General features: G+C 62.0%; 22 protein-coding genes. 14 read left to right on the forward strand and 8 right to left on the reverse strand.

Annotated elements, in window-relative coordinates; translation table 11 throughout:
- Positions 1 to 15 precede the first annotated feature (15 nt).
- The 3 genes from cysD to B4M43_RS04490 all read left to right on the forward strand — a co-directional run bounded on the left by cysD (position 16) and on the right by B4M43_RS04490 (position 3,547).
- Positions 16 to 933 (forward strand): sulfate adenylyltransferase subunit CysD, encoded by a 918-nt coding sequence (cysD, locus tag B4M43_RS04480; RefSeq protein WP_296264582.1) that lies wholly within the window; start codon positions 16 to 18, stop codon positions 931 to 933.
- 15 nt (positions 934 to 948) lie between these two features.
- Complete coding sequence (gene cysN / locus B4M43_RS04485) at positions 949 to 2,850, forward strand: sulfate adenylyltransferase subunit CysN (protein WP_296264584.1); 1,902 nt, start codon at positions 949 to 951, stop codon at positions 2,848 to 2,850.
- A gap of 202 nt (positions 2,851 to 3,052) precedes the next feature.
- Complete coding sequence (locus B4M43_RS04490; protein ID WP_296264586.1) at positions 3,053 to 3,547, forward strand: hypothetical protein; 495 nt, start codon at positions 3,053 to 3,055, stop codon at positions 3,545 to 3,547.
- Positions 3,548 to 3,564: 17 nt separating this feature from the next.
- Here B4M43_RS04490 and B4M43_RS04495 read toward each other — a convergent pair whose 3' ends face one another.
- Positions 3,565 to 4,032, reverse strand: coding sequence for an Lrp/AsnC family transcriptional regulator (locus tag B4M43_RS04495; RefSeq protein WP_296264588.1), 468 nt, complete (start codon positions 4,030 to 4,032; stop codon positions 3,565 to 3,567).
- Between the two features lie 127 nt (positions 4,033 to 4,159).
- Between B4M43_RS04495 and B4M43_RS04500 the strand changes: the two genes are divergently transcribed.
- Positions 4,160 to 5,356, forward strand: a complete 1,197-nt coding sequence (locus tag B4M43_RS04500; protein ID WP_296264591.1) for a methionine gamma-lyase — start codon at positions 4,160 to 4,162, stop codon at positions 5,354 to 5,356.
- Between the two features lie 745 nt (positions 5,357 to 6,101).
- Here B4M43_RS04500 and B4M43_RS04505 read toward each other — a convergent pair.
- Entirely contained in the window at positions 6,102 to 6,539 is a 438-nt protein-coding gene (locus B4M43_RS04505) for a YhcB family protein (protein ID WP_296264594.1), read from the reverse strand.
- A gap of 140 nt (positions 6,540 to 6,679) precedes the next feature.
- Here B4M43_RS04505 and B4M43_RS04510 point away from each other — a divergent pair, with 140 nt between their 5' ends.
- From B4M43_RS04510 to zapE, 3 genes are all read left to right on the forward strand, one after another.
- Complete coding sequence (locus tag B4M43_RS04510) at positions 6,680 to 7,315, forward strand: alpha/beta hydrolase (protein ID WP_296264595.1); 636 nt, start codon at positions 6,680 to 6,682, stop codon at positions 7,313 to 7,315.
- A 25-nt stretch (positions 7,316 to 7,340) separates the two neighbouring features.
- A complete protein-coding gene (locus B4M43_RS04515; RefSeq protein WP_296264598.1) occupies positions 7,341 to 8,690 on the forward strand; it encodes a tryptophan--tRNA ligase in 1,350 nt (449 codons plus the stop codon).
- 83 nt (positions 8,691 to 8,773) lie between these two features.
- Positions 8,774 to 9,868, forward strand: coding sequence for a cell division protein ZapE (gene zapE / locus B4M43_RS04520; RefSeq protein ID WP_296264600.1), 1,095 nt, complete (start codon positions 8,774 to 8,776; stop codon positions 9,866 to 9,868).
- Between the two features lie 92 nt (positions 9,869 to 9,960).
- Here the strand turns inward: zapE and B4M43_RS04525 are convergent, their stop codons facing one another.
- Positions 9,961 to 10,884 (reverse strand): GlxA family transcriptional regulator, encoded by a 924-nt coding sequence (locus B4M43_RS04525; protein WP_296265319.1) that lies wholly within the window; start codon positions 10,882 to 10,884, stop codon positions 9,961 to 9,963.
- Positions 10,885 to 11,099: 215 nt separating this feature from the next.
- Positions 11,100 to 12,140 (reverse strand): NADP(H)-dependent aldo-keto reductase, encoded by a 1,041-nt coding sequence (locus tag B4M43_RS04530; RefSeq protein WP_296264602.1) that lies wholly within the window; start codon positions 12,138 to 12,140, stop codon positions 11,100 to 11,102.
- A 256-nt stretch (positions 12,141 to 12,396) separates the two neighbouring features.
- On the opposite strand from B4M43_RS04530, the gene rplM reads away from it, so the two are divergent.
- From rplM to B4M43_RS04565, 7 genes are all read left to right on the forward strand, one after another.
- The gene (gene rplM / locus B4M43_RS04535; protein WP_296264604.1) at positions 12,397 to 12,825 is read left to right on the forward strand and encodes a 50S ribosomal protein L13; all 429 of its coding nucleotides are present in this window, start codon (positions 12,397 to 12,399) and stop codon (positions 12,823 to 12,825) included.
- 14 nt (positions 12,826 to 12,839) lie between these two features.
- Positions 12,840 to 13,232, forward strand: coding sequence for a 30S ribosomal protein S9 (rpsI, locus tag B4M43_RS04540; protein ID WP_028696599.1), 393 nt, complete (start codon positions 12,840 to 12,842; stop codon positions 13,230 to 13,232).
- A gap of 261 nt (positions 13,233 to 13,493) precedes the next feature.
- A complete protein-coding gene (petA, locus tag B4M43_RS04545; RefSeq protein WP_296264607.1) occupies positions 13,494 to 14,087 on the forward strand; it encodes a ubiquinol-cytochrome c reductase iron-sulfur subunit in 594 nt (197 codons plus the stop codon).
- On the forward strand, positions 14,087 to 15,298 hold the full coding sequence (locus tag B4M43_RS04550; protein WP_296264609.1) for a cytochrome b: 1,212 nt from the start codon (positions 14,087 to 14,089) through the stop codon (positions 15,296 to 15,298). The genes petA and B4M43_RS04550 overlap by 1 nt, the downstream gene beginning before the upstream one ends.
- Positions 15,298 to 16,077 (forward strand): cytochrome c1, encoded by a 780-nt coding sequence (locus tag B4M43_RS04555; RefSeq protein ID WP_296264610.1) that lies wholly within the window; start codon positions 15,298 to 15,300, stop codon positions 16,075 to 16,077. Before B4M43_RS04550 ends, B4M43_RS04555 begins: the two co-directional genes overlap by 1 nt.
- A gap of 121 nt (positions 16,078 to 16,198) precedes the next feature.
- The gene (locus tag B4M43_RS04560; RefSeq protein ID WP_296264613.1) at positions 16,199 to 16,822 is read left to right on the forward strand and encodes a glutathione S-transferase N-terminal domain-containing protein; all 624 of its coding nucleotides are present in this window, start codon (positions 16,199 to 16,201) and stop codon (positions 16,820 to 16,822) included.
- A 10-nt stretch (positions 16,823 to 16,832) separates the two neighbouring features.
- A complete protein-coding gene (locus tag B4M43_RS04565) occupies positions 16,833 to 17,264 on the forward strand; it encodes a ClpXP protease specificity-enhancing factor (RefSeq protein ID WP_296264615.1) in 432 nt (143 codons plus the stop codon).
- Between the two features lie 48 nt (positions 17,265 to 17,312).
- Here the strand turns inward: B4M43_RS04565 and B4M43_RS04570 are convergent, their stop codons facing one another.
- From B4M43_RS04570 to B4M43_RS04585, 4 genes are all read right to left on the reverse strand, one after another.
- Positions 17,313 to 17,891: a BON domain-containing protein gene (locus B4M43_RS04570; protein ID WP_296264616.1), complete on the reverse strand. Its 579-nt coding sequence runs from the start codon at positions 17,889 to 17,891 to the stop codon at positions 17,313 to 17,315.
- Positions 17,888 to 18,481: a phosphoheptose isomerase gene (locus B4M43_RS04575; protein WP_296264619.1), complete on the reverse strand. Its 594-nt coding sequence runs from the start codon at positions 18,479 to 18,481 to the stop codon at positions 17,888 to 17,890. Before B4M43_RS04575 ends, B4M43_RS04570 begins: the two co-directional genes overlap by 4 nt.
- 88 nt (positions 18,482 to 18,569) lie before the next feature.
- Complete coding sequence (locus B4M43_RS04580) at positions 18,570 to 18,941, reverse strand: YraN family protein (protein WP_296265322.1); 372 nt, start codon at positions 18,939 to 18,941, stop codon at positions 18,570 to 18,572.
- Positions 18,941 to 20,755 (reverse strand): penicillin-binding protein activator, encoded by a 1,815-nt coding sequence (locus B4M43_RS04585; protein WP_296264621.1) that lies wholly within the window; start codon positions 20,753 to 20,755, stop codon positions 18,941 to 18,943. Before B4M43_RS04585 ends, B4M43_RS04580 begins: the two co-directional genes overlap by 1 nt.
- Positions 20,756 to 20,917 lie beyond the last annotated feature (162 nt).

Below are 20,917 nucleotides of genomic sequence, written 5' to 3' on the forward strand. Positions count from 1 at the left end.
TTTACGTGAGTAGCCATGGTCGACAAACTGACGCACTTGAAACAGCTGGAGGCGGAAAGCATCCACATCATCCGCGAGGTGGCCGCCGAGTTCGACAACCCGGTCATGCTGTACTCGATCGGCAAGGATTCCGCCGTGATGCTGCACCTGGCGCGCAAGGCCTTCTTCCCAGGCAAGTTGCCCTTCCCGGTGATGCACGTCGACACCCAGTGGAAATTCCAGGAGATGTACCGCTTCCGCGACAAGATGGTCGAGGAAATGGGCCTGGAGCTGATCACCCACGTCAACCCCGAAGGCGTGGCCCAGGGCATCAACCCCTTCACCCACGGCAGCGCCAAGCACACCGACATCATGAAGACCCAGGGCCTCAAGCAGGCGCTGGACAAGCATGGTTTCGACGCGGCCTTCGGCGGTGCCCGTCGCGATGAAGAGAAGTCGCGCGCCAAAGAGCGCGTCTACTCGTTCCGCGACAGTAAGCACCGCTGGGACCCGAAGAACCAGCGCCCCGAGCTGTGGAACGTGTACAACGGCAAGGTCAACAAGGGCGAGTCGATCCGCGTCTTCCCGCTGTCGAACTGGACCGAGCTGGACATCTGGCAGTACATCTATCTCGAAGGCATCCCGATCGTGCCGCTGTACTTCGCCGCCGAGCGCGAAGTGATCGAGAAGAACGGCACCCTGATCATGATCGACGACGAGCGTATCCTCGAGCACCTGTCCGAGGAAGAGAAGGCCCGCATCGTCAAGAAGAAGGTGCGCTTCCGTACCCTGGGCTGCTACCCGTTGACGGGTGCCGTCGAGTCCGAGGCCGAATCGCTGACCGACATCATTCAGGAAATGCTGCTGACGCGGACGTCCGAGCGCCAGGGCAGGGTCATCGACCACGATGGCGCGGGCTCCATGGAAGACAAGAAACGCCAGGGCTACTTCTAATTTCAGGGTTACTCCATGTCGCACCAATCTGATCTGATCAGCGAGGACATCCTCGCCTACCTGGCCCAGCACGAGCGCAAGGAACTCCTGCGTTTCCTGACTTGCGGCAACGTCGACGACGGCAAGAGCACCCTGATCGGGCGCCTGCTGCACGATTCGAAGATGATCTACGAGGACCACCTCGAGGCCATCACCCGCGACTCGAAAAAATCCGGCACCACCGGTGAGGACATCGACCTGGCGCTGCTGGTCGACGGCCTGCAGGCCGAGCGCGAGCAGGGCATCACCATCGATGTCGCCTACCGCTACTTCTCCACCGCCAAGCGCAAGTTCATCATCGCCGACACCCCGGGCCACGAGCAGTACACCCGCAACATGGCCACCGGCGCCTCGACCTGCGACCTGGCGATCATCCTGGTCGACGCCCGCTACGGCGTGCAGACCCAGACCCGCCGCCACAGCTACATCGCCTCCCTGCTAGGCATCAAGCACATCGTGGTCGCGGTCAACAAGATGGACTTGAAGGGCTTCGACGAAGCCGTCTTCGAGTCAATCAAGAGCGACTACCTGGACTTCGCCGAGCGCATCGACCTGCAACCGTCGAGCCTGCACTTCGTACCCATGTCGGCGCTCAAGGGCGACAACGTGGTCAACCGCAGCGAGCGTTCGCCGTGGTACACCGGGCCTGCGCTGATGGAAATCCTGGAAACCGTGGAAGTGGCGGCCGACCGCAACTTCACCGACCTGCGTTTCCCAGTGCAGTACGTCAACCGGCCGAACCTGAACTTCCGTGGCTTCGCCGGCACCGTCGCCAGCGGCATCGTGCACAAGGGCGACGAAGTGGTGGTGCTGCCGTCGGGCAAGAGCAGCCGGGTCAAGTCCATCGTCACCTACGAAGGCGAACTGGAAAACGCAGGTCCCGGCCAGGCCATCACCCTGACCATGGAAGACGAGATCGACATCTCCCGTGGCGACCTGCTGGTGCATGCCGACAACGTTCCACCGGTAACCGACCAGTTCGACGCCATGCTGGTATGGATGGCCGAAGAGCCGATGCTGCCGGGCAAGAAATACGACATCAAGCGCGCCACCAGCTATGTGCCGGGCTCGATCGCCAGCATCACCCACAAGGTCGATGTGAACACCCTGGAGAAGGGCGCGGCCAGCGCGTTGCAGCTCAACGAGATCGGTCGGGTGAGCGTCAGCCTCGACTGGTCGGTGGCGCTGGACGGCTATGACAGCAACCGCACCACCGGCGCGTTCATCGTCATCGACCGCCTGACCAACGGCACCGTCGGCGCCGGCATGATCATCGCGCCGCCGGTTCTGCCCCATGGTGGCAACGGCCAGCATGGCAAAACCGCCCATGTCGCCACCGAAGAGCGTGCCCGGCGCTTCGGCCAGCAACCGGCCACCGTGCTGTTCAGCGGCCTGTCCGGCGCCGGCAAGAGCACCCTGGCCTATGCCGTGGAGCGCAAACTGTTCGACATGGGCCGAGCGGTCTACGTGCTCGACGGTCAGAACCTGCGCCACGACCTGAACAAAGGCTTGCCGCAGGACCGCGCCGGTCGTACCGAGAACTGGCGCCGTGCCGCCCACGTGGCACGCCAGTTCAACGAAGCCGGCCTGCTGACCTTGGCCGCTTTCGTCGCTCCGGACGCCGAAGGCCGCGAACAGGCCAAGGCGCTGATCGGCCAGGACCGCCTGCTGACCGTCTACGTCCAGGCCTCGCCCCTGGCCTGCCGCGCCCGCGATCCACAAGGGCTGTATGCGGCCGAAGGCGACAACATCCCGGGGGAAAGCTTCCCGTACGATGTGCCGCTGGACGCCGATGTGGTGATCGACACGCAGAACAGCAGCGTCGAGGAAGGCGTGAAGCAGGTGCTGGATGCGTTGCGTCGGCGTGGCGCGATCTAAGCGCTGAGGTTGTACGGAAAACCCCGCTTCGGCGGGGTTTTTTGTGGCTAACCAAAAGACCAAGCCTTGTTTAGAAACTTAAAACCGGAAGCGTCCTACACCATGCCCTGCGACAGAGTGAGGTAGAGTTGGTGCTGGATATTCATCCACTACACGCACAAGTATTGGCGTATACCATCCCAGCCCACGGAGAACGGAACGGATGAAACTTCGCACCGAGCTGATGCCCCCTGTCTTGGACAAAGCGCTGGTCAAGCGTCTGACTTATCTGGTGTCGACCATCGATGGCGGCGATCAGCATGCAGTGGCGCCGCTGCTGCAAGAGCTCAACCAGCTTGCTTCGGCCCAGTTCGATTTCTACGAGCTGCAAGGCATAGAGGGCGGCCAGGATCACATCACATGGGCGCGCACGGTATTGGCAACATCCTCGGTTCGCCTGCTGGCTGATGTCACACGGGAAGAGCTGGTCGAGCTGGTACGGCGCGTCATGGCAGCAGAAGGGCCTGAACATTCGCTCAATTTCTGGCTGGAGATGTTGGAAGCCAACCTTCCCAACTGTGCGATATCGGATTTGATCTTTTGGCCCAGTGTCTACTTCGAGGGTACAGCCGCCCCGCGCGATTTGTCTGCGGAGCGAGTGGTCGAGATCGCATTGGCTGACAGTGGGCGCAAGACCGCCGATGATCGAGTGGTATAGGGTCGGGCTCGTGCGCATCAACGCGTCGGAATCACGCGTTGGTGCTTCACGGCTTTGTAGGAAAAACTCGAATAGATTTCTTTGACGCCAGGCAGGCGCTGCAGTATTTCACGAGCGAACTCGCCAAACGACTCCAAGTCCCGCGCCAGCACTTCGAGCAAAAAATCGTAGCGCCCGGAAACATGATGACAGGCCACGATCTGCGGAATGTCCATCAGTCGCTGTTCGAACGCCTGCGCGGCGTCCTTGCCATGGGAGTCCATCATGATGCTGACGAACGCCGTGACGCCGAAGCCCAGCGCCTTGGGCGACAGCACGGCCTGGTAGCCAGTGATGTAGCCATGTTCCTCCAGCCGTTTGACGCGGCGCCAGCAGGGCGAGGTGGTGAGCGCGACCTGGTCGGCGAGCTCGGCGATGGTCAGGCGGGCGTTGCGCTGGAGCGCATCCAACAAAGCACGGTCGGTTCGGTCGAGGTCGATTGGCATGGGATGCCCTTGCATGTGCGGATTTATTGTTTTCGTTGCCGAGCATCGGTCCCGCATCGGGGCAAAACGGCAAAAAACCCGGCAGGTCCAGGCATAAGCTTAGAGCAACTCCCCGCAGGTGCCGGCCATGAACAACGCCAACAGAACGCCAGGCTTCTCCACCCGCGCCATCCACCATGGCTACGATCCGCTGTCCCATGGTGGCGCGCTGGTTCCCCCGATCTACCAGACGTCGACCTACGCTTTCGCCTCAGCCGAATACGGCGCCGCCTGTTTTGCCGGCGAGGCCGACGGGCACGTGTATAGCCGCATCTCCAACCCGACCCTGGCGCTGCTCGAGCAGCGCATGGCTTCGCTGGAAGGAGGGGAGGCCGGGCTGGCGCTGGCCTCGGGCATGGGCGCGATCACCGCTACACTGTGGACGTTGCTGCGGCCGGGCGATGAGCTGATCGTAGGTACCACCGTCTATGGTTGCACCTTCGCCTTCATGCACCACGGCATCGGTGAGTTCGGGGTCAAGGTGCGGCATGTCGACCTCGCTGACGTACACGCCTTGAAGGCAGCGATCACGCCGAACACGCGGATGATCTATTTCGAAACGCCGGCCAATCCGAACATGCGCTTGGTGGATATCGCTGCCGTGGCAGGGGTGGCGCGTGGGCATGATCTGGTCGTGGTGGTCGACAACACCTATTGCACGCCTTACTTGCAACAGCCTTTGGCGCTGGGTGCCGACCTAGTGGTGCATTCGGCGACCAAGTACTTGAGTGGCCATGGCGACCTCACTGCCGGGCTGGTGGTGGGGCGCAAGGCGCTGATCGAGCGGATTCGCCTGCAAGGGCTCAAGGACATGACGGGTGCGGTACTCTCGCCACACGATGCTACGTTGCTGATGCGTGGCATCAAGACCCTGTCGCTGCGCATGGAGCGCCATTGCAGCAACGCCCAGCAGGTCGCCGAACTGCTCGCAGGCCAGGCGAACGTGGCGTGGGTGCGCTATCCCGGTTTGCCGTCGTTCGATCAATACGCGCTGGCACAGCGGCAGATGCGCTTGCCGGGCGGCATGGTCGCTTTCGAACTCGGGGGCGGCGTCGAGGCGGGGCGGCGATTCATGAACGCGTTGCAGTTGTTCGCCCGCGCAGTGAGCCTGGGCGACGCCGAGTCACTGGCGCAGCATCCGGCGAGCATGACCCATTCCAGCTATACCGCGCAGGAGCGCGCGCACCATGGTATTTCCGATGGGCTGGTGCGCCTGTCGGTGGGGCTCGAAGACGTGGAGGATCTGCTGGCGGATGTGCGACAGGCACTCGAGGTCTGCGTTTGAAAGACGGTACACAGCGATATCCGTGCGAGCCAACACATCTTCAAACCGGCGTTCTTGTACGCGATATCAACACGTTTAGCCCTTTTGGGCAGGCTTTTCCGTTGCAGCCATCAAACCTGGCGGCGATGACCTGCGAATCGACCTGATCTCGCAGACTATCCGATTCCCTATCTGTAAGCGGCTGCCGTCAGCCCAGCACGGCCATCCCTGGATGGGCGAGAACAATAGCCGAAAAAGCCGTGAAGAACCTCTCATCAGCGAGTAGGCACGCAGCTAGCCGAAGCAAAGACGATCGTCCGCAAGGTTTCCATGGAAGGTAAAGATAGGTAAAAGCCGCAACGGCCAGGCCGGGCTTGATTCCATACTCGCGGCGGTGCCGATTCCGTGAGTGGACGAGGCACCTGTTTCCCAGGTTTCGGAGCGTCGTAATGAAATTGGAGCAAGTCTTGCGTGTGGTGGTAGCCGCGATGGTATCCAGTCTCTCGGGGTGCTGGTTGTTCATGCCGCCAGGCGGCGGCGGACATGGGGGTGGGGGCCCCGGCATGAGTGGTGGTCCGCGCTGAGCAGGCAGTGAAGGCGCCTGTCCATGCAGATTTGCAACGTTGCGCGGACTGGCTTGGGCAGTGTCCAGGTACGCAGCTAGTCGCCGGAAGGCTGAGTGACCGTGCCTTCGCTCGTGCGCCTTCCTTGTAAAACCCGCGCCCGAAAAAAAGGCCTCTTGCGAGGCCTTTCGTCATTCAGCGGTTCAGTGCTTCAAACCGTAGCTCTCATCGAGCATGCCCGGCGAGTTCGGCGCTTTCGGCGCGTAGTCGCGCGGGGCGTCGGCGCTGTCGCGTGGTGGGGTCAGGCGGTCGCGGTGGTGCTGCGGCGCTTCGGAGTGCAAGGCGGCGAGCAGACGCTGGCGGGTGAGGTCGTCGAGCGCCAGGCGGTCGGCGCCTTCGGCCAGGTGGTCCTGCACGTCCTGATAGCTCTGGGTCAGGCGCTTGACCAGGGTGGCGGTGCTGTTGAAGTGCGTCACCACTTCGTTCTGATAACTGTCGAAGCGTTGCTGGAGATCATCCAGCTGACGTTGCGAGCTATTGGGCGCGGCACGGGGCAGCAGACGGGCAGCGACAAAGCCGGCGACCACGCCGACCACCAATGCCAGGGTCGGCAACAACCAAACAAGGAGCGAGAGTTCCACGAGTCCTTCCTCTATAAACGGCTTTGCTTTACGTTAACGGCTCAGACCTGCGCTGTATACCGCGAGCGATCGCAACTATCTCAGAACAGAATTCAATCCGCTAGACGAATCGACCCCTCCCGAGGTCACGGAGTAGAGCCTTGCTTGTCCGCGAAACCCCTTGCGTCATCGACGGTCCGATCGGCCCCTTGGAAGGCCTGCACCTGGAAGTGGAGAACGCCCGTGGTGTGGTGCTGATCTGCCACCCCAACCCGGTGCAAGGCGGCACCATGCTCAACAAGGTGGTCTCGACCCTGCAACGCACCGCCCGCGACGCCGGCTACAGCACGCTGCGCTTCAACTACCGCGGTGTCGGCCAGAGCGCCGGCAGCTCCGACATGGGCGCGGGGGAGGTCGACGACGGCGAGGCCGCCGCCCAGTGGCTGCGCCAGCGTCATCCGCAGCTGCCGCTGGTGCTGATGGGGTTTTCTTTCGGTGGCTTTGTGGCCACGGCCTTGGCCGGGCGCCTCGAAAGCCAAGGCGTCGACATCGACCAGCTGTTCATGATCGCGCCGGCCGTGATGCGCCTGACCGAGCAGTTCGCGCTGCCGCAGCGTTGCCCCATCACCCTGATCCAGCCCGACGCCGACGAGGTCATCGATCCGCGCGTGGTTTACGAATGGTCTGACGCGCTGCCACGCCCCCATGCGTTGCTGAAAGTGGCAGAATGCGGGCACTTCTTCCATGGCAAGCTGACCGATCTGAAAGATCTGCTGTTGCCGCGCCTCTCGAACTGAGCCAAGCCTGACCAAGCGAACACCCATGACTACGCGCATCCTTACCGGCATCACCACCACCGGCACCCCGCATCTGGGCAACTTTGCTGGCGCCATCGGCCCGGCCATCCGCGCCAGCCAGCAGCCGGGCGTCGATTCCTTCTACTTTCTGGCCGACTACCACGCCCTGATCAAGTGCGACGACCCGCAGCGCATCCAGCGCTCGCGCCTGGAAATCGCCGCCACCTGGCTGGCCGGTGGCCTGGACCCTGACAAAGTCACCTTCTATCGCCAGTCGGACATTCCCGAAATCCCCGAGCTTACCTGGCTGCTGACTTGCGTCGCCGGCAAGGGCCTGCTCAACCGCGCCCACGCCTATAAAGCCTCGGTAGACAAGAATCTGGAAAACGGTGAAGACCCGGATGCCGGCGTCAGCATGGGGCTGTTCAGCTACCCGGTGCTGATGGCCGCCGACATCCTCATGTTCAACGCCCACCGCGTACCGGTCGGCCGCGACCAGGTGCAGCACGTGGAGATGGCCCGCGACATCGGCCAGCGCTTCAACCACCTGTTCGGTCAGGGCAAGGAGTTCTTCACTCTGCCCGAAGCGGTGATCGAGGAAAGCGTCGCCACGCTGCCGGGCCTCGACGGGCGCAAGATGTCCAAGAGCTACGACAACACCATCCCCCTGTTCGCCAGCGCCAAGGACATGAAGGACGCCATCTCGCGCATCGTCACCGACTCGCGCGCGCCCGGCGAGGCGAAAGATCCCGACACTTCGCACCTGTTCACCCTGTTCCAGGCCTTCGCCACCCCGGCCCAGGCGCAAACCCTGCGCGACGACCTGCTACAGGGCCTGGGCTGGGGCGAGGCCAAGCAGCGTTTGTTCCAACTGCTCGACGGCCAACTGGCCGCGCCACGCGAGCGTTACCACGAGCTGCTGGCCCGTCCGGCAGACCTCGAAGACATCCTGCTCGCCGGTGCCGCCAAGGCGCGCCGCACCGCCACGCCGTTCCTCGAGCAGCTGCGCGAAGCGGTAGGCCTGCGTTCGTTCCGCAACATCGTTCAGGCCGCGCCCGAAGTCGCCAAGAAGGCCGCCAAGAGTGCCCGCTTCGTCAGTTTCCGCGAACAGGACGGCAGCTTCCGCTTCCGCCTGCTGGCTGCCGATGGCGAGCAACTGCTGCTCTCGCGCACATTCGCCGACGGCAAGAGCGCTGGCGCGGTCAGCAAGCGATTGCAGCAGGGCGGTGAGGCGGACGTGCGCGTGGAAGGCCTGGGCTTCAGCCTCTGGCTGGAAGGCGAAGCGGTCGCCGAAGGCCCAACCTTCGCCGATGCGCAAGCGCGCGATGCAGCCATCGCCAGGCTGCGTGCGGCGCTGCAGCCGGTCGAGGCCTGAGGCAGATTGACGCAAGTCTGATTGCCATTACTCGGGGCCGTCGCTACAGTGACGGCCCGGTTTTGTTGCCTCGCTAGCGAATTATGACGCCTCTAGAACGATACCAAGCAGATCTCAAACGTCCCGACTTCTTCCACGACGCAGCGCAGGAAACGGCGGTCCGTCACCTGCAGCGGCTGTACGACGACCTGCTGGCGGCGCAGAACAACAAACCGGGCATGCTCGGCAAGCTGTTCGGCCGCAAGGAGCAAACCCCGGTCAAGGGCCTGTATTTCTGGGGTGGCGTCGGTCGCGGCAAGACCTACCTGGTCGACACCTTCTTCGAAGCCTTGCCGTTCCCGCAGAAGATGCGTACGCACTTCCACCGCTTCATGAAGCGCGTGCACGAGGAAATGAAAACCCTCAAGGGCGAGAAGAACCCCCTGACCGTCATCGCCAAGCGTTTCTCCAACGAGGCGCGGGTCATCTGCTTCGACGAGTTCTTCGTCTCCGACATCACCGACGCCATGATCCTCGGCACCTTGATGGAAGAGCTGTTCAAGAACGGCGTCACCCTGGTGGCCACTTCGAACATCGTGCCGGACGGCCTGTACAAGGATGGCCTGCAGCGCGCGCGCTTCCTGCCGGCCATCGCCATGATCAAGCAGTACACCGATGTGGTGAACGTCGACAGCGGCGTGGACTACCGTCTGCGCCATCTCGAACAGGCCGAGCTGTTCCACTACCCGCTCAACGACGCTGCCCACGAAAGCCTGCGCCAGAGCTTCAAGGCACTGACGCCCGACTGCACGCAGGCGGTGGAAAACGACGTGCTGATGATCGAAAACCGCGAAATCCACGCCTTGCGCACCTGCGACGATGTCGCCTGGTTCGATTTCCGCGCCCTGTGCGATGGCCCGCGTAGCCAGAACGACTACATCGAACTGGGCAAGATCTTCCACGCCGTGCTGCTCAGCAACGTCGAGCAGATGGGCGTCGCCTCCGACGACATCGCCCGTCGCTTCATCAACATGGTCGACGAGTTCTACGACCGTAACGTCAAGCTCATCATCTCGGCGGAAGTCGAACTCAAGGACCTCTATACCGGCGGCCGTCTGAGCTTCGAATTCCAACGCACCTTGAGCCGCCTGCTGGAAATGCAATCCCACGAGTTCCTGTCGCGCGCGCACAAGCCTTAAACGGTACGTCGCAGCCTCCAGCCACTACAAAAAAGCCGGCGCAGACCTGAGTCTGCCCGGCTTTTTTCGTTGCTGGTGGTGGCGCGCTCGGCTCACCTGCCGTTGGCCACGGCGGGTCGGTCGTTGTCCTGCATGAACTGCTGGCGATATTGGTTGGGCGAAAGGTCGGTGTGCTGGCGGAACAGCCGGGCGAAGAAGCTGGCGTCGTCGTAACCGACTTCGTAACTGATGGTCTTGATGCTCTTGCGTGTGCTCGACAGCAGGCCCTTGGCCGTTTCGATGCGCAAGCGTTGCAGGTAGTGCAAGGGCTTGTCGCCCGTGGCGCCCTGGAACCTGCGCATGAAATTGCGGATGCTCATGCCGTGGTTGCGGGCCACGTCCTCGAAGCGGAACTTGTCGGCGAAGTGGTCTTCCAGCCAGTGCTGGATCTGCAGGATGATCAGGTCCTGGTGCAACTTCTGGCCGCCGAAGCCCATGCGCCCTGGCGTGTAGTTGCGCTGCACCTCGTAGAGGATGTCGCGGGCGACCGCCTGCGCGACGTTGGCGCCGCAGAAGCGCTCGATCAAGTAGATGTACAGGTCGCACGCCGAGGTGGTGCCGCCTGCGCAATACAGGTTGTCGGCGTCGGTCAGGTGCTTGTCCTGATTCAACCTGACCTTCGGGAAACGTTCGGCGAAGCTGTTGAAGAAGCGCCAGTAGGTGGTCGCTTCCTTGCCGTCGAGCAGCCCGGCCTCGGCCAGCCAGAATACCCCGCTGGCTTCGCCGCAGAGTACCGCTCCGCGAGCATGCTGCGCGCGCAACCAAGGCAGCACCTGGGGCGATTTGGCCAGCAGGCGGTCGAAGTCGTCGGAGAAGGCCGGCAGGATGATCACGTCGGCATCGTCCAGGCCGCCGTCGACGGGTATGCGCACCTTGCTGAAGCTATCGACCGCTTGGCCGTCGGGGCTGACCAGGCAGATCTCGAACATCGGCTGTGGGCTCAGGCCAAGCTGGCGGCTGTAGCGCAGACTGGCCAGGTGAAAGAAATCCTTGGCCTGCATCAGGGTCGAGGCGAACACCTGATCGGTGGCCAGGATGCTGACGCGCTGCAAGTGAGCACGAGAGGAAATGGGCGTCATGGTCTTTGTTCTTATAGGGGTAAGTGGTCAATCCGTGGCTGGATCGTCTTACCTTTTTTCGTCGCTGTCTAGCGCGAAACGGCAGAGGAGAGCGCCGAAGCGCCCCGTCGTGGTCATGGCGCCGGGTTGGGCTGGTCCTGGTGGATGGCCTCGATGGCCGCGAGCAGTTCGTCGCTGAGGTTGAGGCGGCTGCTGTCGAGGTTGAGTTTGAGCTGTTCGAGGTTGGTCGCGCCGATGATGTTGCTGGTCACGAACGGCTGGCGAGTGACGAAGGCCAGGGCCATCTGCGCCGGGTCCAGGCCGTGTTCGCGGGCCAGCTGCACGTAGCGGCTGCAAGCGGCGACGGTCTGCGGGTTGGAGTAGCGGGCGAAGCGGCTGAACAGGGTCAGGCGCGCCCCTTCCGGTCGGGCACCTTGTTCGTACTTGCCCGACAGCATGCCGAAGGCCAGCGGGGAATAGGCCAGGAGGCCGCATTGCTCGCGGATCGCCACCTCCGCCAGGCCGACCTCGAAGCTGCGGTTGAGCAGGTTGTAAGGGTTCTGGACCGACACCGCCCGCGGCCAGCCACGGCTCTCGGCCAGTTGCAGGAACTTCATGGTGCCCCAAGGCGTTTCGTTGGACAGGCCGATATGGCGGATCTTGCCCGCGCGGACTTGTTCGTCCAGCGCCTCCAGGGTTTCCTCCAAGGGCGTGAAATGATCATGCGGCAGGTGCTGGTAGCCGAGCTTGCCGAAGAAATTGGTACTGCGTTCCGGCCAGTGCAGCTGGTAGAGGTCGAGGTAGTCGGTGCCCAGCCGTTGCAGGCTGGCGTCGAGCGCTTCGACGATGTGGCGGCGGTTGTGCCTGAGCTGGCCGTCGCGGATGTGGCTGATGCCGTTGCCGGGGCCCGCGATCTTGCTCGCCAGGATCCACTGGTCACGATCGCGGTGCTGGCGGAACCAGTTGCCGATGATGCGCTCGGTGGCCGCATAGGTTTCTGGACGAGGGGGAACCGGGTACATCTCGGCGGTATCGATGAAATTGACACCGTGGTCACGGGCCATGGCGATTTGCGCGAACGCTTCGGACTCGTCGTTCTGTTCGCCCCAGGTCATGGTGCCCAGGCACAGGGCGCTGACGTCGAGCTTGGTATCCCCCAACTTGCGTTGTTCCATGTGGGTCTGTCTCCTCTGATAGAAAATGATCGAAGCGGGTTGAAATTTCCCACGTAATCTGGATAATTATGCGCCTTCGTGCGCTGCGGAAGTGATGCACCGCGTTGTACGAGAAACCTTTGCCGAATCTGGACGCGCCGACCCGAGCCCCCTATAGCGTCCGCATGCGGCTGCGCGCTTGACTTGTCAAGTGATGCACTAACCAGTAAGATTCGCCGTCTTAATTTTCGCTGGGCGGCCTCTGAGGCTTTAGAGAATGAAAACTTTTACTGCTAAACCGGAAACAGTAACGCGCGACTGGTTCGTCGTCGACGCCGCTGGTAAGACCCTGGGTCGTCTTGCCACCGAAATCGCTCTTCGTCTGCGCGGCAAGCACAAGGCAGAATACACCCCTCACGTTGACACCGGCGACTACATCGTCGTCATCAACGCCGAGCAGGTACGTGTCACTGGTGCCAAAGCTACAGACAAAATGTACTACTCCCACTCCGGCTTCCCGGGCGGTATCAAGGAAATCAACTTCGAGAAGTTGCTTGCCAAGGCCCCCGAGCGCGTGATCGAGACCGCGGTCAAAGGCATGCTGCCTAAGAACCCGCTGGGCCGCGACATGTACCGCAAGCTGAAAGTGTACGCGGGTGCTGCTCACCCACACACTGCTCAGCAGCCTCAAGAACTGAAGATCTAACGGGATAGTTCATTATGTCGGCGACTCAAAATTACGGCACTGGCCGTCGCAAGACCGCAACCGCTCGCGTGTTCCTGCGTCCAGGTACTGGCAACATCTCCATCAACAACCGTCCTCTGGACACGTTCTTCGGCCGCGAAACCGCTCGCATGGTTGTTCGCCAGCCGCTGGAACTGACCGAGAACCTTGAGAAGTTCGACATCTACGTCACCGTTGCCGGTGGTGGTGTCAGCGGTCAAGCCGGCGCAATCCGCCACGGCATCACCCGCGCTCTGATGGAATACGACGAAGCCCTGCGCCCAGCACTGCGCCGCGCTGGCTACGTCACCCGCGATGCTCGTGAAGTCGAGCGTAAGAAAGTGGGTCTGCGTAAAGCGCGTAAGCGTCCTCAGTACTCCAAGCGTTAATCGCGCTTCGGCAGTCGAGAAAAACCCGATTCCTTGGAATCGGGTTTTTTTTTGCCTGCGCATTGGCCTCGTCCGTACCCGCTTCGTCTCGCCTTATAGACGTAGATCAAGCAATGCGAGAGTTGGCGCCGCCCTGCGGCTAATCACCTTGTCATTGTGTGGGCTTGTTTCTTACCATGGCGGCCAATTTTTGGTGCCACAGATATTGCCTGATGACAGGCCCGCAGAACGGGTCGTGAACGCGGATGGGGAGAGGACTGAATGAGTAATGACGGCGTCAATGCAGGGCGGCGCCGCTTCCTTGTAGCTGCCACTTCGGTGGTGGGTGCAGCGGGGGCAGTCGGCGCTGCGGTACCGTTCGTGGGGTCATGGTTTCCCAGTGCCAAGGCCAAGGCGGCGGGGGCACCGGTCAAGGTCAACATCGCCAAGATCGAGCCAGGTCAGCAGATGGTGGCCGAGTGGCGTGGCCAGCCCGTGTTCATCGTGCGACGCACGGCGGAGATCCTGGGTAACCTGCAAAAGATCGTCGACGATCTGTCCGATCCACAGTCCAAGGCCTCCGATCAACCCACTTACGTCGACGCGCAGACGCGTTCGATCAAGCCGGACATTCTCATCCTCGTAGGGCTGTGTACGCACCTGGGCTGCTCGCCCACGTTCCGTCCCGAAGTGGCGCCGGTCGACCTGGGCCCCAAATGGGTCGGCGGCTATTTCTGCCCCTGCCATGGCTCGCACTACGACATGGCGGGCCGCGTCTACAAATCGCAGCCAGCGCCGCTCAACCTGCCTGTGCCACCCCATGCCTATGAGTCGGACGACATCGTCGTCATCGGCGTCGATCAGGAGAACGTGTGATGAGCAAGTTCATGCAATGGATCGATGCGCGTTTCCCCGCGACCAAGATGTGGGAAGAGCACCTGAGCAAGTACTACGCCCCGAAGAACTTCAACTTTCTGTACTTCTTCGGCTCCCTGGCGTTGCTGGTGCTGGTCAATCAGATCGTCACCGGTGTGTGGCTGACCATGAGCTTTACGCCCTCGGCAGAAGAGGCGTTCGCATCGGTCGAATACATCATGCGCGATGTGGAATACGGCTGGATTCTGCGCTACTTGCACTCCACCGGGGCTTCGGCGTTCTTCATCGTGGTCTATCTGCACATGTTCCGCGGCCTGCTCTACGGTTCCTACCAAAAGCCCCGCGAGCTGGTATGGCTGTTCGGCATGCTCATCTATCTGGCGCTGATGGCCGAAGCGTTCATGGGCTATTTGTTGCCTTGGGGGCAGATGTCGTATTGGGGCGCGCAGGTGATCATTTCGCTGTTCGGCGCCATTCCCGTGATCGGTGACGACCTGACCCAATGGATTCGCGGTGACTACCTGATTTCCGGCATCACCCTGAACCGCTTCTTCGCCTTGCACGTGGTGGCGCTGCCCATCGTCATCCTCGGGCTTGTGGTGCTGCACATCCTGGCGCTGCACGAGGTGGGGTCGAACAACCCTGACGGCATCGACATCAAGAAGCACAAGGACGAAAACGGCATTCCCCTCGACGGCATTCCGTTCCACCCGTACTACACGGTCAAGGATATCGTCGGCGTCGTGGTGTTCCTGTTCGTGTTCTGCTCGGTGGTGTTCTTCTTCCCGGAAATGGGCGGGTACTTCCTGGAAAAACCCAACTTCGAGCAAGCCAACGCCTTCAAGACGCCTGAGCACATCGCGCCGGTCTGGTACTTCACACCCTTCTACGCAATCTTGCGCGCGGTGCCCGACAAGCTGATGGGAGTGATCGCCATGGGCGCGGCGATCGCGGTGCTGTTCGTACTGCCCTGGCTCGACCGCAGCCCGGTGCGCTCGATGCGTTACAAGGGGTGGCTGAGCAAAGTGTTCCTGCTGGTGTTCTGCGTGTCCTTCGTGATCCTGGGCGTACTGGGCGTGCTAGCGCCGACCCCTGGCCGGACCTTGCTCTCGCAAGTGTGCACCGCGCTGTATTTCGCCTACTTCCTGCTGATGCCGTTTTATACCCGGCTCGAACAGACCAAACCGGTTCCGGAAAGGGTGACTGGCTGATGAATAAGCTGATTGTTGTACTGTTGTTGGCTCTCTTCCCGCTGTCCGCCTGGGCGGCGGAGCATGGCGTGACGCTGGACAAGGTCGATGTCGACCTGTCCGACAAAGCCGCTCTGCAAGACGGCGCGCGCACCTTCGCCAACTACTGCATGGGTTGCCACAGCGCCAAATTCCAACGTTACGAGCGCGTGGCCGACGACTTGGACATTCCCCACGACGTGATGCTGGAAAACCTGGTGTTCACCGGCGCCAAGATCGGCGACCACATGAAGATCGGCATGCAGGCGCAGGATGCCAAGACCTGGTTCGGTGCCGCGCCGCCTGACTTGACCCTGGTGGCTCGCGTGCGCGGCGAAGATTGGTTGTACAGCTACCTGCGCAGCTTCTATGCCGACCCGTCGCGGCCCTACGGCGTCAACAACAAAGTGTTCCCCAACGTCGGCATGCCCAATGTGTTGGCAGGGTTGCAGGGCAACCAGGTCATCGGCTGCAAGCAGGTGCAGACCGTCGTCGAGGGCAAGAGGCAGTTCGATCCGTTGACCGGTACTCCATTGACCCATGAAGCCTGCGATCAGCTGACCGTGGAGCCGAATTCCGGTACCCTGGCGCCCGAACAGTTCGACGAGAAGGTCAAGAATCTAGTGACCTTCCTGGCCTATTCGGCCAACCCGGTAAAGCTGGAGAGCCAGCGTATCGGCACCTATGTGCTGTTGTATCTGGCCGTTTTCTTCGTATTCGCCTATTTCCTCAAGCGCGAGTACTGGAAGGACGTGCACTGATCGCGCAGCCATAGCGGGAAGTTGAACGCGCTCCGATGCGGCGTTGGCAGTCAGCCAGCGCCGTCTCGGGGCGCGTTTGCGTTTAGGGTATTGCACGCATGTTTATGCGAGGAGTCACGTGATGGACGTCATCAATGGGTTGGCTTGTTATTCCGACCCCGCTGACCATTATTCCCACCGGGTGCGTCTGGTGCTTGCCGAGAAGGGGATCAGTGTAAAGATCATCGACGTCGATGCCGCGCACCTGCCGCCGAAGCTGGTCGAGGTCAACCCCTATGGCAGTGTCCCGACCCTGGTGGACCGCGATCTGACGCTGTACGAACCCACCGTGGTCGTGGAGTACCTCGAAGAACGGTATCCGCATCCGCCGCTGATGCCGGTGTACCCAGTGGCGCGGGGCAACACACGGTTGTTGATGCATCGCATTCAGCGGGACTGGTGCACGCTGGCCGATGTCGTCCTGGATTTACGCAGTGCCAAGGCTGCGAGCCTTGAGGCGCGCAAGAACCTGCGCGAGAGCCTGATCGGGGTATCAGCATTGTTCGGCGAGTTCAACTGTTTCATGAGTGAGGAGCAAAGCCTGCTCGATTGTTGTCTACTGCCCATCCTATGGCGCCTGCCGAGCATGGGCATCGAATTGCCGCGGCAAGCCAAGCCGTTGTTGGATTACATGGAACGACAGTTCGCTCGCCCGTCATTCATGGCAAGCCTGTCGTCCGCCGAGCGCGAAATGCGCAACGTTTAAGGAGCCGGTGATGAATTCCAGTCGCCCCTATCTGGTTAAAGCCCTCTACGAGTGGATCGTCGATAACGATTGCACGCCCCATATGCTGGTGAATGCCGAATACCCGCAAGTTCAAGTGCCGGATGGTTTCGCCAGCGATGGTCAGATCGTCCTCAATGTATCGCCCAGCGCCGTGCGCAGCTTGCACATGGATAATCAAGCCGTGAGTTTCGAAGGGCGCTTCGGCGGCGTTCCACACAGCCTTTACGTGCCTACGGGCGCTATCCTGGGCATCTATGCGCGGGAAAACGGCCAAGGCATGGTCTTCGAGCTGGAGCCCTCTCTGGAGGAAGACGACCTGGCGCTCGACGAGGAAGGTTTCGGCGCGGACGACGATTCCCGGGACGGTGGCGGCCAGCCGCCTCGGCCAAGCGGGCGTCCTAGCCTGAAGGTGGTCAAGTAACGAAAAAGGCGATCCGCAGGGATCGCCTTTTTCATGGGGCAGCAGGAGTCAGTCGATGTATTCGAACAGCTTGACGATTTTCTGCACGCCGGACACGCCCTGGGTGACGTTGGTGGCCGCAGTGGCCTCGCCATTGGTCACCAGGCCCAGCAAGTAGACGATACCGTTTTCGGTGATCACCTTGATGCGCGAGCTAGGGACGTTGGTGTCAGCCAGCATCTGCGTCTTGATCTTGGTGGTGAGCCACGCATCGTTGTTGCGCGCCAGGATCGAAGAGGGCTGCATCACCTGCAGCTCGTTATGCACGCGCTTGACCCGTTGCACCTGGCTGGCGGTCTGCTCGGCCAGGGCCTTGAGGTCGGCGCGTGGGGTCTGTCCGGCCAGCAGGACCACGCCGTTGTAGCTGCTGACGACGATGTGCGAGCCCTTGTCGAGGTCTGGGCTGGCTTTGCCGACGTTCACCGAAACCTTGGTTTCGATCAGCGAGTCGTCGATCTTGCTGCCGATGGTTCGCGTGCCGCGGTCGTCGTCGATGGGGGAGTTGCGTGCCGACGACACGATGGAACTGCAGCCTGAAATACCCAGGCACAGGGTAAAGGCCATGAGGCCTAGACGCTTGGAAATCATTCTTCACTCCCGAACAGTTGGCTGTCGATCAGGTCGCACAGGCAATGGATTGCCAGCAGATGGACTTCCTGGATGCGTGCGGTGACGTTGGACGGTACGCGGATTTCCACGTCCTCGGGAAGCAACAGCGAAGCCATGCCGCCGCCGTCGCGCCCGGTCAGGGCGACGACCACCATCTCGCGGTCGTGCGCGGCCTGGATCGCTTGGATCACGTTGGCCGAGTTACCGCTGGTGGAGATAGCCAGCAGGATATCGCCGGGTTGCCCCAGGGCGCGGATCTGCTTGGAAAAGATTTCGTTGTAGCTGTAGTCGTTGGCGATGGAGGTGATCGTCGAGCTGTCGGTGGTCAGCGCAATGGCGGGCAGGCTCGGACGTTCACGCTCGAAGCGGTTGAGCAGTTCGGACGAAAAATGTTGGGCGTCGCCGGCCGAGCCGCCGTTGCCGCAGGCGAGCATCTTGCCCTCGTTGAGCAGGGCATTGACCATGACCAGGCTGGCATACTCGATATGCGGTGCCAGGACTTCCATAGCCTGTTGCTTGGTGTCGATGCTGGCTTGAAAGAGCCGGCAGATACGAGATTGCATGTCCATCGGGTGTGACCTTAAAAGGGGCGGTGGCCGGCGCGCGGCGCAACTAGGTACTGCCCGCGAAACATAGAGCTGAATAAGCGAATCGGGTTCAGCAGTCGAAGGCGTTTTTCACCCATTGCAGCGGCTGACCGGCATGGCCGCTGCCTTGCATCGCGACGACATCGAAGCGGCAAGGGTAGGTGGCCCAACAGGATTCTTGTTGCAGAAACAGATTTGCCGCCAATGCCAGCTTTCGCTGCTTGCGCGCGTCGATGCTGGCGAGGGCACCGCCATGGCTGGCATGCAACCGATAGCGGACTTCGACGAATACTACTGTATCGGCGTCGAGCATGACCAGATCAAGCTCACCGCCGCGACACCGCCAGTTGCGCGTTACCAGCTGCAAACCTTGCCCCTGCAGCCAGTGCAGGGCGTGATCTTCGGCGGCAAAGCCTGCGCTAACAGGCGGTGTCCTATCCATCAGCGTGGCGTGTCGGGCAAGCGCTTGACTTGGCCACCGGCGAACTCCGCCCATGGCAACTGGCGCTCGATGCGCTGGTTGTCGTTGACGCTCAGGCTACCCGACAGGCCCTGGATGCGGTTGTCCGGCAAGGCCTTGAGTTGGCCCAGGCGAGGCGCCAGCGCATAGGCGTCCACACCCATGGCGTACAGACGACCGAGGCTGCCTGCGGCTTGTGGCCACTGCTGCACGACCTGTTGGCGCAGCGCGTTGCTGGTGTCGAGCAGCCAGGGCGTTTCGCAGAAGCGCACGCCGGTCAGGTCGTTGTACTGGTTGACGTCACCGCTGGCGCTGTAGAGGTTCGAGGTGGCGTAGACCGGGATGTCGCCTGCGTACTGGAAGTTCAGGGTGGGCTTGATCTGCTGGGCTTGTTGCGGCGTGGCGGCCAGGAAGATGAAGTCGATGTCCTGGCGGCGCGAAGGCTGCGCGGCCACGTCACCGCCGACGGCCTTCTGCAGGTTCTGCGCACGGCCTTCGCTCTGGCGCAGTTGCAGCAGTTGAGCGATCTGCCCGGCCAATTCCACCGGTTGGCCGATGCGTTGGGCTGCCAGCAGTGTGCCGCCGTTGCTTTCCCAGTCCTGGCGGAAGGCCGCCAGAACACGGTCGCCCCATTCTCCGGTAGGGACCATGGCCACTGCGCGGGTCAGGCCGTCGGCGTGGGCACGGCGGGAGACTTCGCGCGCTTCGTCTTCGGCGGCCAGGCCGAACTGGAACAGTTGGGCGGGCGCTTTTTGACCGGCTTCGGCGTAGTTCAGGGCAAGGGTGGTGATCGGCAGGCTAGGGTAGGCGGCCATCTGCTTGACCAGGGGCTTTTCCAGCGGGCCGACCACCAGTTGTGCTCCGGCGGCTTGGGCTTGGCGGTAGAAGTCGTCGAGCGAGCTTAGACGCGAGCTGTCGAACACCTGGATCTCGGGTGCCTGCTGGCCGCTCTGTCGGGCCTGGGCTTGAGCTGCCATGAAGCCATCGCGCAGCGCTTTGGCTACGTTCGCCAATGGGCCTTCCTGGGGCAACAGCAGGGCGATCTTGGTCAGCGGTTGACTGGCTAGCTCCTTGAGCTTGAGCAGAGGCGTCGGCAGTTGTACGGCCGCCGGATGCTCGGGGTGCTGCTGGCGCCAGGATTCGATCGCGGCTTGCTGCTGCTCGAGGGTGCCGGCGGTTTTCACCGCCAGGGCCAGGCTGGTCCAGCCCGAGACCGTGGCGTTGGCGGCAGGTTGCAGCTGCTCGGCCGGCAGCGATGCGACCAGGTTCCAAATCGCGTCACGGTTGGCGTCGGCAGCCTGATCCTTGAGCAGTGGCGCCAGCAGCACACGCTGCTCGACGGCGGCAAGCGTTTGACCGTCTGCTTCGAATGCTGCGGCATGCACGCTGTAAGTGCGCACTTGCTGGGCCTGTGGCAATTCGCCCAAGTGTTGCAGGCTCGGATGAGCAAGCGCCTGGACCGCAGCTTTGGGTTGGTTGCGGCTCATCGCCAGTTCCGCTGCCAGGGTGCTGGCAAAAATCTGCTGGGCCGGTTTGAGCGAGTCCAGCGGCACCTGCGCCAGGATGCTTGCGGCGCGTGGATAGTCCTTCTGTTGATAGGCCAGGTCCGCAGCGCTCAGGCGCAGCAAGGCGGTATCCTTGGCAGACTTGCTGGCGCTGGCCTTGTCGAGCAACTGTTCGATGCTGGCATCCGGCGTGCGCGGTAATTCGCCCAGGTTGGATGAGGGCGAGCTGACGCAGGCTGCGAGCAGGGCAGCGAGGCATAAGGCTGAAAGCAGCCGCAGGCAAGCGATCATGGAAGGATCCTGTTACATGGTCTAGGTGGGCGGCAATTGTACCCAAGCGGTGGCCGGGGCGCGATGTCGCATAGGTGCACGCATCAATATAGGCGGCGTGTCAGAGGATGTAGACCAACTTCGTTGCGTATGATTGCGGGCGCTCGCGTTACAATGGCGGTT

This window comes from Pseudomonas sp. UBA6562 (assembly GCF_002434265.1).
GTDB lineage: Bacteria > Pseudomonadota > Gammaproteobacteria > Pseudomonadales > Pseudomonadaceae > Aquipseudomonas.

Excerpts from the sequence above, each read along its gene's own strand:
- cysD (WP_296264582.1), top strand. The coding sequence starts at position 16 with ATGGTCGACAAACTGACGCACTTGAAACAGCTGGAGGCGGAAAGCATC.
- cysN (WP_296264584.1), top strand. The coding sequence starts at position 949 with ATGTCGCACCAATCTGATCTGATCAGCGAGGACATCCTCGCCTACCTG.
- B4M43_RS04490 (WP_296264586.1), top strand. The coding sequence starts at position 3,053 with ATGAAACTTCGCACCGAGCTGATGCCCCCTGTCTTGGACAAAGCGCTG.
- B4M43_RS04495 (WP_296264588.1), bottom strand. The coding sequence starts at position 4,032 with ATGCCAATCGACCTCGACCGAACCGACCGTGCTTTGTTGGATGCGCTC.
- B4M43_RS04500 (WP_296264591.1), top strand. The coding sequence starts at position 4,160 with ATGAACAACGCCAACAGAACGCCAGGCTTCTCCACCCGCGCCATCCAC.
- B4M43_RS04515 (WP_296264598.1), top strand. The coding sequence starts at position 7,341 with ATGACTACGCGCATCCTTACCGGCATCACCACCACCGGCACCCCGCAT.
- zapE (WP_296264600.1), top strand. The coding sequence starts at position 8,774 with ATGACGCCTCTAGAACGATACCAAGCAGATCTCAAACGTCCCGACTTC.
- B4M43_RS04530 (WP_296264602.1), bottom strand. The coding sequence starts at position 12,140 with ATGGAACAACGCAAGTTGGGGGATACCAAGCTCGACGTCAGCGCCCTG.
- rplM (WP_296264604.1), top strand. The coding sequence starts at position 12,397 with ATGAAAACTTTTACTGCTAAACCGGAAACAGTAACGCGCGACTGGTTC.
- rpsI (WP_028696599.1), top strand. The coding sequence starts at position 12,840 with ATGTCGGCGACTCAAAATTACGGCACTGGCCGTCGCAAGACCGCAACC.
- petA (WP_296264607.1), top strand. The coding sequence starts at position 13,494 with ATGAGTAATGACGGCGTCAATGCAGGGCGGCGCCGCTTCCTTGTAGCT.
- B4M43_RS04550 (WP_296264609.1), top strand. The coding sequence starts at position 14,087 with ATGAGCAAGTTCATGCAATGGATCGATGCGCGTTTCCCCGCGACCAAG.
- B4M43_RS04555 (WP_296264610.1), top strand. The coding sequence starts at position 15,298 with ATGAATAAGCTGATTGTTGTACTGTTGTTGGCTCTCTTCCCGCTGTCC.
- B4M43_RS04560 (WP_296264613.1), top strand. The coding sequence starts at position 16,199 with ATGGACGTCATCAATGGGTTGGCTTGTTATTCCGACCCCGCTGACCAT.
- B4M43_RS04565 (WP_296264615.1), top strand. The coding sequence starts at position 16,833 with ATGAATTCCAGTCGCCCCTATCTGGTTAAAGCCCTCTACGAGTGGATC.
- B4M43_RS04570 (WP_296264616.1), bottom strand. The coding sequence starts at position 17,891 with ATGATTTCCAAGCGTCTAGGCCTCATGGCCTTTACCCTGTGCCTGGGT.
- B4M43_RS04575 (WP_296264619.1), bottom strand. The coding sequence starts at position 18,481 with ATGGACATGCAATCTCGTATCTGCCGGCTCTTTCAAGCCAGCATCGAC.
- B4M43_RS04580 (WP_296265322.1), bottom strand. The coding sequence starts at position 18,941 with ATGGATAGGACACCGCCTGTTAGCGCAGGCTTTGCCGCCGAAGATCAC.
- B4M43_RS04585 (WP_296264621.1), bottom strand. The coding sequence starts at position 20,755 with ATGATCGCTTGCCTGCGGCTGCTTTCAGCCTTATGCCTCGCTGCCCTG.